Annotated in this window: 14 protein-coding genes; 10 read left to right on the top strand and 4 right to left on the bottom strand. The window is 48.4% G+C overall.

What is annotated here, in order from left to right:
• The first annotated feature begins 8 nt into the window (after positions 1–8).
• The 3 genes from WH95_RS15645 (at position 9) to WH95_RS15635 (ending at position 2,316) form a co-directional block, all read left to right on the top strand.
• Entirely contained in the window at positions 9–743 is a 735-nt protein-coding gene (locus tag WH95_RS15645) for an SDR family oxidoreductase (RefSeq protein ID WP_046508994.1), read from the top strand.
• Positions 744–853: 110 nt separating this feature from the next.
• Positions 854–1,474: a flavin reductase family protein gene (locus tag WH95_RS15640; protein ID WP_046508992.1), complete on the top strand. Its 621-nt coding sequence runs from the start codon at positions 854–856 to the stop codon at positions 1,472–1,474.
• Between the two features lie 83 nt (positions 1,475–1,557).
• Entirely contained in the window at positions 1,558–2,316 is a 759-nt protein-coding gene (locus tag WH95_RS15635; protein WP_046508990.1) for a sulfite exporter TauE/SafE family protein, read from the top strand.
• 29 nt (positions 2,317–2,345) lie between these two features.
• On the opposite strand, the gene cbiB is transcribed toward WH95_RS15635, so the two are convergent.
• Positions 2,346–3,344 (bottom strand): adenosylcobinamide-phosphate synthase CbiB, encoded by a 999-nt coding sequence (gene cbiB, locus WH95_RS15630; protein WP_046509058.1) that lies wholly within the window; start codon positions 3,342–3,344, stop codon positions 2,346–2,348.
• 123 nt (positions 3,345–3,467) lie between these two features.
• Here cbiB and WH95_RS15625 point away from each other — a divergent pair, with 123 nt between their 5' ends.
• From WH95_RS15625 to WH95_RS15595, 7 genes are all read left to right on the top strand, one after another.
• A complete protein-coding gene (locus tag WH95_RS15625) occupies positions 3,468–4,568 on the top strand; it encodes a sirohydrochlorin chelatase (RefSeq protein WP_046508988.1) in 1,101 nt (366 codons plus the stop codon).
• A gap of 23 nt (positions 4,569–4,591) precedes the next feature.
• Entirely contained in the window at positions 4,592–5,227 is a 636-nt protein-coding gene (locus WH95_RS15620) for a precorrin-8X methylmutase (protein WP_046508986.1), read from the top strand.
• Complete coding sequence (locus WH95_RS15615; protein ID WP_046508984.1) at positions 5,224–6,459, top strand: bifunctional cobalt-precorrin-7 (C(5))-methyltransferase/cobalt-precorrin-6B (C(15))-methyltransferase; 1,236 nt, start codon at positions 5,224–5,226, stop codon at positions 6,457–6,459. Before WH95_RS15620 ends, WH95_RS15615 begins: the two co-directional genes overlap by 4 nt.
• Positions 6,449–7,156, top strand: a complete 708-nt coding sequence (locus WH95_RS15610; RefSeq protein ID WP_046508982.1) for a precorrin-2 C(20)-methyltransferase — start codon at positions 6,449–6,451, stop codon at positions 7,154–7,156. The genes WH95_RS15615 and WH95_RS15610 overlap by 11 nt, the downstream gene beginning before the upstream one ends.
• The gene (gene cobJ, locus WH95_RS15605; protein WP_046508980.1) at positions 7,156–9,024 is read left to right on the top strand and encodes a precorrin-3B C(17)-methyltransferase; all 1,869 of its coding nucleotides are present in this window, start codon (positions 7,156–7,158) and stop codon (positions 9,022–9,024) included. Before WH95_RS15610 ends, cobJ begins: the two co-directional genes overlap by 1 nt.
• Entirely contained in the window at positions 9,021–9,839 is an 819-nt protein-coding gene (cobM, locus tag WH95_RS15600; protein WP_046508977.1) for a precorrin-4 C(11)-methyltransferase, read from the top strand. Before cobJ ends, cobM begins: the two co-directional genes overlap by 4 nt.
• 173 nt (positions 9,840–10,012) lie before the next feature.
• Entirely contained in the window at positions 10,013–11,272 is a 1,260-nt protein-coding gene (locus WH95_RS15595) for a hypothetical protein (RefSeq protein WP_046508975.1), read from the top strand.
• Positions 11,273–11,369: 97 nt separating this feature from the next.
• On the opposite strand, the gene WH95_RS21305 is transcribed toward WH95_RS15595, so the two are convergent.
• The 3 genes from WH95_RS21305 to WH95_RS15585 all read right to left on the bottom strand — a co-directional run bounded on the left by WH95_RS21305 (position 11,370) and on the right by WH95_RS15585 (position 12,851).
• Positions 11,370–11,543 (bottom strand): hypothetical protein, encoded by a 174-nt coding sequence (locus tag WH95_RS21305; RefSeq protein WP_157845984.1) that lies wholly within the window; start codon positions 11,541–11,543, stop codon positions 11,370–11,372.
• 88 nt (positions 11,544–11,631) lie between these two features.
• A complete protein-coding gene (locus WH95_RS15590; protein WP_046508972.1) occupies positions 11,632–12,426 on the bottom strand; it encodes a substrate-binding periplasmic protein in 795 nt (264 codons plus the stop codon).
• 143 nt (positions 12,427–12,569) lie between these two features.
• Positions 12,570–12,851, bottom strand: coding sequence for a hypothetical protein (locus WH95_RS15585; protein ID WP_046508969.1), 282 nt, complete (start codon positions 12,849–12,851; stop codon positions 12,570–12,572).
• Positions 12,852–13,011 lie beyond the last annotated feature (160 nt).

Below are 13,011 nucleotides of genomic sequence, written 5' to 3'. Positions count from 1 at the left end.
AGGCGTATATGAAAAAAGTAATGATAATTGGTGCGACATCAGCAATTGCCGAGGCAACAGCCAGGATTTTTGCCAAACGAGGTGATGCGCTTTTTTTATTCGCCCGGGATCAGGAAAGGCTTGCTGTTATCGCTAATGATCTCAAGATTCGTGGGGCGCGGGATGTTTACACGGGTCTATATGATGCACTAGAGCAGCAAGACATGGCGAATTTTGAAGGCGCGCTCAAGCAACTTGATGGAATAGATATTCTTTTGGTTGCCCATGGTGTTCTTCCAGATCAAAAGGTCTGTGAAGCTTCTGTTGACGATACGCTAAGGGCTTTTGATATCAACGGGACCAGTGTTCTTGCTATCCTGACATATTTTGCCAATATTTTTGAGGCGCAAAAAAAGGGTTCAATTGCTGTCATTTCTTCTGTCGCCGGGGATCGAGGGCGGCAATCCAATTATGTTTATGGTGCTGCAAAAGGGGCTGTTTCCATCTTTCTTCAGGGATTGCGGCACCGTCTTGTCAAATCTGGTGTGCAGGTTCTAACTGTTAAACCCGGGTTTGTTGATACACCTATGACAGCGGCTTTTGACAAAGGGGCGTTATGGGCGCAACCGGAACAGATTGCCAAGCTTGTGGTTAAGGCTTTGGATCAAAAGAAATCTGTTGTTTATACACCCGGGTTTTGGGGTGTCATTATGTTGATCATACGCTCTATTCCGGACTGGATATTTCATAAAACCCGCCTGTAGATTTTCTTAGGGTTTCGATTTATAGGCTTTAGGTTTTTACAGGAACGTCCTAAGCTCCGTTACTTTCTTTGTTGCAACTTTTAATTGTTGCTATTCATTCGGAGACATCGATGTTTTTTGTTCCCGGCAAACATAAAGATCATGGTTTGCCTTATAATCCTTTTAAGGCTTGTGTCCTGCCACGCCCGATCGCATGGCTTTCAACGCAGTCAATTTCGGGCGTCTGTAATCTCGCGCCTTTCAGCTTCTTCAATGCTTTTGCAGATGAGCCGCCAATTATTGGTGTGGGCATAGCCCCGGATAGCCGGGAAGAAGGTATAAAGGATACGCTTCGGAATATTGTCGAAACGAAAGAATTTGTTTTCAACCTTGTTTCGTGGGAACAGCGTACCGCAATGAATGAAAGCTCTAAACCTGCTTCTGCTGATGTTGATGAGTTTGAAGAGGCGGGACTTGAAAAACTTCCTTCACAGATAGTCAAACCACCCCGCGTAAAGGGTGCCCCGGTTCACTTTGAATGCAAGCTTTTCAAAACTGTCGACTTGCCGAAAGATGAGAGTGGAAAACACTATACGCTGGTTCTCGGCGAAGTGGTCGGAATGCACATCGACGAAGCCTATCTTACGGACGGTATGGTGGACGCGACAAAGATGAAGCCCTTGGCGCGTCTTGGGTATCAGGATTATTCAGTTGTAAACGAGGTCGTTCAATTGGTGCGGCCTTCTGCCTAAATCGGCGCCTGAAAATGAGGGTGATGCAAATGCGCGGCATAAAAAGTGTGCCCGCTTCATAACGAGAAAACAGGATCGGGGTGATGGCGTTTTTATTAGAGCAAGTTCAGCTAGATGCTTTTGATCTGTTGTACGTTTTGTTCTGTGGATCAATTGCCGGGCTTTGCCGTGGTTTTGCCGGATTTGGCCTTTCTGCGCTTGTGGTAACATCATTAACCCTGGTGCTTTTACCTGTTGAGGTCGTGCCGATTGCCCTGTTGCTTGAGATGATTTCCAGCTTGGTCATGGCCCGAATGACATGGACAGCGATACATTGGGGATTGTTGCGATGGCTTTGTGTTGGTGCAGCTATTGGTGTGCCGGCAGGTGTTTTTTTGTTGAAAGTAATGCCCGCAGATCCCCTGCGTATTGCTATTTCGTTGGGCGTCTTGATTGCGAGTATTCTGTTGTTTCTCGGGGCGCGATTTAGAGTTAAAGAAAGCAGCTCTAAAAACCTTTCCGTCGGTCTTGTTTCAGGTATAGCGAATGGTGCTGCGTCTTTGGGCGGATTGCCCGTTGCGATCTATATGATGGCTGCTGCGCTACCCGCCGAGGCGGTTCGGGCAACGCTGAATTTGTATTTTTTAATTCTGGATGCCTACGGCACAGGTACTTTGTTTTTCGCAGGGCTTCTGGATCAGGTCACAATTGCAAGGGCACTTCTACTTGTCGTTCCTGTCACTTTGGGAATTTATCTCGGCAATTATATTTTCCAGCGTAGCTCAGCAAATCATTATCGCTATGTGGTTCTGATCCTCCTGATGGTGTTATCCATCTCGGGCTTAGTCAAATCTTTCATCTGACTTGTTTAGAAAAAAGGAATTGAAAGAACCTAAAACTGGAAGAGCATTATTCCCAAGCAGGCAACCAAAGGACAGATCATCCAAAAGCCTGCCCCGAGATAGAGTTTCAGAGCAAGCTTTATGTCTTTCGCAGAAAGGTCACTAAGGCCACCGTCACCCATCCAGGGGTCATCGACAACATACCCCGGGTATTTTCGGGGGCCAGCAAGGGCGAAACCAAGCGCACCTGCAACAGCTGCTTCTTGCCAGCCAGCATTGGGAGAACGATGTTGACCTGCGTCCCGGAGCATTACCTTGAAGGCTCTGACCGCTGATGCTTTCGGAACCAAGAGGCCCGCAAGCACATATAACAATCCGGCCAGACGTGCGGGAACCAGATTAACAAGATCATCCAGACGCGCAGCGAATTTGCCAAAGGCTTCGTAGCGTTCGTTCTTGTGCCCGATCATACTGTCCAAAGTATTGATTGCCTTATAAGCACAAAGTCCGGGCAACCCAAAAAGAGCAAACCAGAAAACAGGGGCGACAACACCGTCAGAAAAATTTTCTGCCATGCTTTCGATTGCCGCCCGACAGATACCTGCTTCATCAAGACTTTCCGGATCTCGTCCAACCAGATGGCCGATGGCCTTTCTGCCTTCCCCTAAGCTTTGTGCAAGTGCGGTTGATACATTGTGAACCGCTGTCCCTAAACCCCGATAAGCAATAAGGCTGGAAGCGAGGATGGATTCGATGATCCAGCCATGAGATACTTGCCCCAGCGTTCGGGAGAGTATAAGACCGACAGCAACGGCCAGAACAATGATTCCGATAGAGAGTAAGGCCCCGAGAAGAATTCCGGTCATCCGGCTGTTCTTGGGATTATTCATTCGGTGTTCACTGATTTCTATGGCCTTCCCGATAATGACAACGGGGTGAGGAACATAGCGATATAGCCACGCAGGGTCACCGATTATGATATCTATGAAAATAGCAATAATCAGGATCAGGATTGGCAAAAAAAGTGGTTCTTGGACCAAATACGACATCAACATGACGCGAGAATGTTAGCAGTCTTGTTACAGGTCAAGTAGTCGTAGGCCATAATTTGATAAAAGTGTATCGCAGCAACGCCCCCCTGTTGCTAAAAAATGATGGATGAGGTGAGTATAATGATCGAAAACGGTCCTAAGATTGGTGTAATGGTTTGTGGACATGGCAGCCGTGATGAAGGCGCCGTCCGTGAATTTGAATCCGTTGCCCGGGGTATTCGTGAACGCTTGCCTCAGTACGAAGTTGATAGCGGTTTTCTGGAATTCGCAACGCCAATTATTCGTACGGGTCTGGATAACTTGCGTGAGTCTGGGCACGATCTGGTCTTGGCAATTCCCGGAATGCTTTTTGCTGCCGGTCATGCAAAAAATGATATTCCATCCGTGTTGCGTACATACGAAGCACAAAACCCGGGGATGAAAATTGAATACGGGCGCGAGCTTGGTATTGATACCAAGTTGATCAAGGCGGCGGCTGACCGGATTCAGGAAGCTGTTGATAGCGCCAATAAAGAAAACGGTGACGTGCCGATTAATGAAACCATGTTGATGGTTGTTGGCCGTGGAGCTTCTGATCCTGATGCGAATTCTAATGTCAGCAAGGTGATGCGCCTTCTGTGGGAAGGTTTTGGCTTTGGCTGGGGGGAAGTGTGCTATTCCGGCGTAACATTCCCGCTTGTTGAACCTGGCCTCGAGCATGCTGCTAAGCTCGGTTATAAGCGGGTTATTGTCTTCCCTTATTTCCTCTTCACCGGGATTCTTGTAAAGCGTATCTACAGCTACACTGATCTTGTTGCTGAGCGCCACCCAGAGATTGATTTCGTCAAGGCCCCCTATCTTTCTGACCATCCTCAGGTTCTGGATGCTTTTGCTGACCGTGTTCAGGAAATTCTGGACGGAACAAATGTGATGAACTGTAAGCTCTGTAAATACAGAGAACAGGTTCTGGGCTTTGAGGCCGAAATTGGCCTGCCGCAGGAAAGCCATCACCATCATGTAGAAGGGATCGGTACAGGTCCTGCAGAAGATCACGATCATGGCCATTCTCATGATCACTCACACGGGCATTCGCACGGTCACAGCCATGATCACAGTCACGGGCATAGCCATGGCCATTCGCATGGTCACGGACATGATCACGATCATCATCACCATCCATACCCGCATGCTGACCACCCGCTGGGGCCAGTGACCATGAAAAAAGAAGATGGTATTGCATAACATCCGGGGATAGGGCCAAGGTGATGACAGTCGAATATGATTACATTCGGGATCCGCAAGAGATCTATCGCGAGTCTTTTGCGCAGATCGAAGCTGCTGCCGACTTAAGTGCTCTTCCGGCTGATGTCGCGGATGTCGCTATACGAGTGATTCATGCTTGCGGCATGCCCGAGGTGGTCGAAGATCTCGCCTGGACTGATGATGTTGCTTTTAAAGGGCGGGCTGCACTAATCGCCGGGGCACCCATCATCGTTGACTGTCGAATGGCACGTGATGGTATTATTAAAAACCGTTTGCCAGCGAACAATGAAATCCTCTGCCCCTTGATTGACGAGCGTGTACCTGGCATTGCCAAGGAAATTGGTAATACCCGCTCCGCTGCGGCCGTAGAACTTTGGCGAGATCATCTCGAAGGCTCTGTTGTGGTGATAGGGAATGCACCAACGGCACTATTCCGTCTGCTTGAGATCCTACACGAAGGAGCCCCAAAACCAGCAGCCATCCTTGGGTTCCCAGTTGGTTTTGTTGGTGCAGCGGAATCAAAGGAAGCCTTGATTGCTGCTAAGATCGGCGTACCCTATATGACACTGAGAGGGCGGCGCGGGGGCAGTGCGATTGCTTCGGCGGCTCTAAACGCGGTGGCAAAGGATAATCGATGAGCGAGCAGGGCGCATGGCTGACCATTCTGGGCATTGGTGAAGAAGGGCTGGATAGTCTGACTCCCGTTGCCCGACGTTTGTTGGATCAGGCAAAGGTACTTGTGGGCGGAGAGCGTCATCTGGCAATGCTGGGAAACGACCAACGCGAGCAGATGGCCTGGACGTCACCTTTTTCATCGATGGTCGAAAAGGTCCTTGATCGCAGAGGTGAGGATATTTGTATTCTGGCGTCGGGTGACCCGATGTGCTTCGGTGTTGGGGCCACATTTTCCAAGCGTATTCCTGTTTCAGAAATGCTTGTTGTTCCCGGTATCTCATCCTATTCACTGGCCTGTTCCAGACTTGGCTGGGTGATGATGGATGTGGACATGTTAACGTTGCACGGGCGCCCTTTGAGCCTGTTACATCCCCATGTTCAGCCTGGGGCAAAGTTGCTTATGCTCAGTGAAAACGGAACAACGCCGGCCGAAGTCGCTTCGTTGCTGACAGATCGCGGTTTTGGCGATAGCAAGATTACTGTTTTGGAACATATGGGCGGAGAGAAAGAGCAAGTACTGGATGGCGTTGCCCACTGTTGGTCTTATCCAGCCTGTGCAGATCTTAACACGATTGCTGTTGAGTGTATTGCAACACACCGTGCCGAAATCTTGCCGACAGTTCCCGGGTTACCCGACGATGCCTTCGTGCATGACGGGCAGCTGACCAAAAAGATTGTGCGTTCAGCAACCCTGTCGGCTTTGATGCCGATGGCGGGGCAGGTTCTTTGGGATCTCGGCGCTGGTTGTGGTTCTATCTCTATTGAGTGGATGCGTGCGGCCCGGGGAACAAAGGCGGTTGCTGTCGAGCGCGATCAAGAACGTCTGTCAAGCATAGCTGCGAATGCTCAAGCTTTGGGAACGCCCTTTTTATCCATCAAAGAAGGCGAACTGCTTTCTGTCCTTGGCGAGTTGATGAAACAAGAGCAGCGCCCCGACGCCATTTTTGTGGGTGGAGGGGCCACGTCCGACGGGTTGTTTGATCTCTGTTGGCAAGCTTTAAAGCCTGGAGGTCGCTTTGTTGCAAACGTTGTGACGCTGGAAGGCGAAATGAAGCTCTTCGAATGGCATAAAAAAGTAGGGGGAGAGCTCAATCGTATTGCGGTTAGTCAGGCATCCCCCATTGGACCTTATCATGGCTGGCGGGCGGCGATGCCTGTAACCCAGTATGCAGTGACGAAAAAATATGACGGGTAAACTATATGGCGTCGGCATTGGCCCCGGCGATCCTGAACTTTTAACTTTGAAAGCCCTTCGCCTGATCCAGAAGACCAAGGTATTGGCTTATCCTGCACCGGATGTCGGGGATAGTCTGGCGCGGACAATCGTGGCGGAACATTTACCGGGCGGGCAAACGGAATACCCGATCCGCATACCAATGGTGACGGAACGTTTCCCGGCACAGGATGTCTATGATCAGGCTGCCAAAGATATTACCGAGTTTCTGGAAGCCGGGCAGGATGTTGTTGTGCTTTGCGAAGGTGATCCCTTTTTCTATGGCTCCTTTATGTATCTCTTTGGGCGCATGATGGAACGTTTCGAGGTCGAGGTCGTACCGGGTGTTTCGTCCCTTATGGCCTGTTCAGCAATGGTTGGCGCTCCTTTGGCTGCGCGGAATGACGTGATGACAATCATCCCCGGCCCGGTTGATGCCGATATTATGAAACAACGCCTGCGCAATGTGCAGGCAGCGGCGATCATCAAGGTTGGTCGCCATTTTGAAAAAATTCGCAGCATTCTTGAAGAACTGGATTTGGTTGATTGTGCCCGCTATGTGGAACGCGCAACAATGGAAAACCAGAAAGTAATGCCTTTAAGCGAAGTGGGGGATGCCAAGGCACCTTACTTCTCAATGATTTTGGTCCACAAACGTGGTGAGGCCTGGACACTGTAATGACGCAAAAATTTGATCACTCCCCTGCCTTTGTTGCCCTGACAGCAGAAGGCGCCAAACTTGCCGCTCAACTTCGTGATGCCTTTGGCGCTGGTGAAGTTCATGGCCGTACAGGCCGGGTTGAAGATGCAGATGTTGCCTTTGATGAAACTATTTCGCATCTTCAATCGCTTTTCCGCGAAGGGCGCGCCATTGTCGGTATCTGTGCCGCCGGTGTTTTGATTCGTGGTCTATCACCTCTCTTGGCTGATAAGCGCGCTGAACCACCTGTGATTGCTGTTGCTGAAAATGGCTCTGCGGTGGTTCCCTTACTTGGCGGTCATCACGGGGCAAACGATCTTGCCAAGGATCTTTCTGCCAAGTTGGATGTTTCTGCTTCTATTACCACAGCTTCTGATAATCGTTTCGGCATTGCCCTGGATAATCCGCCAATTGGCTGGAAACTTGGTAATCCGGGTGATTACAAAGCCTTTATCGCAGCTGTTCTTGCCGGGGCGAGTGTAAAGCTCAATGGGGACGCTGAATGGGTAAAAGCGGGGAGCCTTCCAATCTCTGACGACGGTGAGCTTGTTATCACGGTAACCGAGAAGGACCTCGCGGGTTCTGAGAAAGAGCTTATCCTGCACCCGGCAACACTCTCGCTTGGTGTTGGCTGTGAACGCAATGCAGAATCAGAAGAGCTTTCAAAACTTATCCATGAAACACTTAAGGCAGACGGGCTTTCCCCTAAAGCTGTTGCTGGTGTTTTTTCCATTGATGTGAAAGCTGATGAAACTGCTGTTCAGGCGCTAGCCGCTGAACTGGATGTTCCCGCACGCTTCTTCCCGGCTGAAGAACTAGAGAAGCAGACGCCGCGACTGGAAACACCATCCGACATTGTCTTTGCCGAGGTTGGCTGCCATGGGGTGTCCGAAGGATCTGCGCTGGCTGCTGTTGGCGATGAAGGCAAGCTTCTCGTTGCCAAGAACAAGTCCAAGCGCGCGACTTGCGCCATTGGGCAGGCAAAAGGAATTATTGATACCTCAACTCTTGGTCAGGCACGCGGCAAACTCTTTGTTGTTGGTTTGGGACCGGGGGATCAAAGCTGGCGTGCACCGGAAGTGGATCGTGTGGTGCGCGGTGTTACGGACTTGGTCGGGTATCATCTCTATCTTGATTTGCTGGGCCCCTTGGCCGAAGGCAAGGACCGTCACGGGTATGAGCTTGGCGAGGAAGAAATGCGGGTGCGCATTGCCCTGAATCTTGCTGCCGAAGGCCGTTCTGTCGCGTTGGTATGTTCTGGTGATCCCGGTATCTACGCGATGGCTGCCTTGACTTTTGAGCTGCTGGATCGTGGGGATCGTGCGGACTGGAACCGAGTTGATATTCAGGTGACGCCGGGTATTTCTGCATTGCAGGGGGCTTCTGCGCGTATCGGTGCGCCATTGGGACACGACTTCTGCACAATCTCTCTTTCTGATCTTTTGACCCCTTGGGAAGCCATTGAAAAACGCCTGAATGCCGCGGCACAGGGCGATTTTGTCATTGCCTTCTACAATCCTGTATCCAGACGTCGTACCAAACAGCTTGCGACAGCGGTTGAAATTCTTCTCAAGCATCGCCCGGCAGACACGCCTGTGATGCTGGGCCGCAATCTTGGTCGGGAAGGCGAGAGCATGACTGTTCTCCGCCTTGATGAACTGACACCGGATCAGGTGGATATGTTGACAGTTGTCCTTGTCGGGTCATCTACCTCGCGCAAGATTGAAAAATCTGATGGCTCATGCTGGGTATACACACCACGTGGCTATGAGAAGAAAGCCCATCTCTATGAAAACTTTGACGAGACGGGTGAAGTCAAAACGATCACAGAAGGATCAGCAGCATGACGGTTTATTTCATTGGCGCTGGTCCGGGTGCGCCGGATCTTATTACCATTCGGGGCCGTGATCTCATTGCCAAATGTCCTGTGTGTCTCTATGCCGGGTCGCTGGTTCCCGAAGGGGTGATCGCCTTTGCGCCAGAAGGCGCGTTGATCAAAGACACGGCCCCGATGAACCTTGATGAGATCATTGAGGATATCAACACAGCCCATAAAGACGGCAAGGATGTTGCCCGGGTGCATTCCGGTGATCCCTGCCTTTATGGCTCTGTTGCCGAGCAAATGCGCCGCCTTGATCAGTTGGGTATTGATTACGAAGTTGTGCCGGGCGTTTCAGCCTATGCGGCGGCTTCTGCGGTAATCCAGAAAGAGCTGACCCTACCGGAAGTCAGTCAGTCGATTATCCTGACCCGAACAGCGATGAAATCTTCGGCCATGCCCAATAACGAAGATCTGGATACCTTTGGCAAGTCCGGTGCGACCCTTGCGATCCATCTGTCCGTACGTAACCTGAAACACGTTCAGGAAACCCTGATCCCGCACTACGGCGAAGATTGCCCCGTGGTGATTGCCTATCGCGTGACCTGGCCGGATGAGTTGATTATTCGCTGTACCCTCAAAGACGTGCGCGAAAAAGCCCGTGAAGCCAAGATCACCCGCACAGCCCTGATCCTTGTCGGACACGTGCTGGCGGATGATAAAGACTTCATAGACAGCAAACTCTACGACCCGGACTTTGTGCACGTCCTGCGCCTTGGCAAGGACAAGAAAAAAGCAGCAGTTGTTGAACGCGAAGCCAATGTGCCGGGTGGGCTGGACTGACGAATTTTCAATTTCATTCGTCTGATAAATTAAAAGAGAGACTTTCGAGGCTCTCTTTTTTTGTCTTTCATTTTAGGAGGTTAGATTTTTTTTGAACTCTATTCAGGGTAGGAACGGCCTATTTCTCAACCGCAGTAGATCATTGCTGCTAAACAAACGTTGAGGCGATAGAGATGAAAAAATTTGTTCTAACAACAAGCCTTCTGGCTCTTACAGCAACGGCTCTGGATTCAACCGGGTTTGCAAACTCTCCACGAAGTAACTCGGATTATGTGAAAGATGTAACGTTGTCTATGGACGGCATTAATTTGAACATGATCGAACTTAAAAATATGTCCGGCTCAAAGCTGCTGAGCAAGGTCAATGTTCAACCTGTTAACTCGGTAATGAACATTCCCCTGAAGGGCTTTGTTCAGTGTAGCAAAAGCAAGAAGATCGATTTTGATAAGGGCAGAATGTATTTTGGTACAGCACAGCGACAGGGAAATAAAATTGTTCCAGTGAATGCGCTTTATGAAGATAGCTATCATCCGACTTTCAAAGTGTGGACGGGTGTTTTTGGTGGCTGGATAGCAGAGGCAGGAAATGCTGAGGCCTTTAAAGTACCGCTTGCCAATATCAAGAACGGTCATCCATCTGTGCGTGTCGATCCGGTTGAAGAGTTTAATAAAAAACTGGAAGAGCACGTAAATGGTGGTGGGGATGAACTTGATTTCCTCAAACAAGATCAGTTTTTTAGTGTCATGCGTCCGGTTTCACTTGCGGGATATTGTAATAAAGATGCCGATAGCAGGGGTGGTTATGTGACGGCATCAGTGCCAATTGGTATCAAGTTCAAAGGCGATCCGACTTTGGTGAAGTCTTCGCCTGCACAGGTGTCAAAAAATGATCTTGCTGCCCCCTTTGCTCTAACAGAAGCGAAGGTTGCTCCCCATGTAAAAAATTATCATGGTCAATGTCCTGCTGACCTTGGGTTTCGATTGACCTTTAAAGCACAAGGTAAAGGTACTGTTAAGTACCGTTTGGTGAGTGAGCTCGGGGCGAAAGGTCCGGTTAATAGTGTTCATTTTAATAATGATGGTCATAAAATCATAGACTTTACGCGCCATATCGGGGAGCCATCTGGCGGAAAAGTTAACAAACTTGCGATTAACAACTCCAAGCAGGATGGTGACTTGAATGGTTTTAAAAACGCACCCGGTGGCAAAAACTATGGTTCCTGGAAAGTTGAGGTTGTTGAGCCAGTAAGCAGTACATCAAAAGAGAGTTTTTACAGCTGGAAATGTAAGCCGCAATCGAAATTCAATTCGCCAACGACTTTGAAACAGGCGCCGCCCAAAGTTAAAATTGACAAAATCAAAGCGATCCCGGTCGAACCGGAACCAGATCCCAAACCGGTTATGAAGTTAAAGGTCAATACACCGCCTAACTAATGGCATAAGTTGACTGATATATTGCAGAGAGAGGCTTTTGCTTCTCTCTGTTTTTTTGTATGAAATACAAAGCCAGAAAAGGCTTCTTTCAGCTGCATCATCCCGCTTTCGTGCATTCCCAGATCGTTCGGTAACCTTGTGGTGAGTTCTGGGCAACAAATTCGGCAGAGGCCTTGCAGCTTTCGTAGGTTGCGTAGGTTTCTGATCCCCCAATAGTCATTTCCTGTTGCCCGTTTATCAACGATACGAGGAAAAATGTAATTTTAAACATGGGAACTATCCTTCCTATGTTTAATTACATTCAATCTTTATGCCAAAGTGATGGCAACTTTGGGGGCGTATTTTGATAATAAAGGTAGTTAATTGATCTCAACGGAGAGTTCATACCGTGATTTAATTGCAATCCATTCAGGGTCAGCGGCCATTTGCAGTATTGTTTCATTCAAAAATTGATGGACGTCAGGCAGATAGCCGTTAATGAGCAGATGTCGTTGAAATCGACTGTGCTTATGAGGACTGAAATATATATCTTGCTCAAGTTTTTCAGCCCTAACAAGATAACGGGCTGAACTTTCTTCCATAATTGCTATATCAATTCGTTTTCCAATAAGCATTTTTATAAGGTTGCGTTCGCGCGGTGCGTTTGTTCGTGTTAAGCGGCCTTTCTCAATTTCTCGATCTATATCTGAATATTGATGACCTAATACACCACCTAAAATTAGTGTTTCCAAATCTTTCATCTTTTTAATATCGATAGAATCACTTTTGCGCGAAAAATAGATATTGGCATCTGATAATAAGGAGGGGGTCCAGAGATAACGTGACCTGGATCCCATGCCAAACCATTCGGGAGAGACCCACGGAACAATCATATCCCTATTTGCCTTTAACAGGATGTCTAGGCGCTTCCTTGGAAGAACGCTTAACTTAAATTGAAACCTGTTATCGCCATATTTGTTTAGATAGCGCACGAGGTCATAGCTAAGTCCTTCTCCGTCCCTAATGATAAAGGGCGGAGTATTGTGATAACTATAAATATTGTACTCGGCAGCGGCAGTCGTTTTAAAAGGTAAAATAAAACTGAGCACATAAAAAATTAAGAAAACATACCGACAAAGAGCCGCGCGCGATACCCCATCAAGGGTTTGATGCATAGCAATCACCTGTGTATGTGATCAAATATTATATAACTATATCACATAGTTTTGGCGTGGCATAATTTTTCTATCTTAGGGTGTGCTGAGGGCGTCTTTAGAACTGCTTTCCGGGAACGTGATACATTGGATAGAGTGATAAACTAAAAGCTATGTTTGCTTTCTGTCAGATGATTGTGGAGCTCTTGCCAGATCGCTTTGACGCTGGGTAGTTCTGACGACATGATTTCTTTAACCTTATCAAGGCTTTCTTCAGAGAAATCTGCATTTCTGAGTTTATCAATATGAACCTTGATAAATTCACCGTTCTGGGCACAGGAAAACAATTCTGGACTTACGGCAATATGTCCGTCTTCGGCCATCAGTATCAAAGGGCCATTGACCTGTATTTCGTCTCCGTTTTGAAGAACAGCTTTAATTGTCATTTTGGTACTCAGGATTGACGAGTATTCGAGATAGGCGGGAATTCTATAAACTGGGTTATGAATATTTTATAAACATTTACTCATATTCAGCTTGAAAGAATAAAAACCATAAAGTGTAAATACTAAAAAGCAAGGCTTTGACTTTAGTGGATTGATTGTT

This window comes from Kiloniella litopenaei (assembly GCF_000982415.1).
GTDB lineage: Bacteria > Pseudomonadota > Alphaproteobacteria > Kiloniellales > Kiloniellaceae > Kiloniella > Kiloniella litopenaei.
This window is presented reverse-complemented; position numbering and strand designations above follow the sequence as displayed.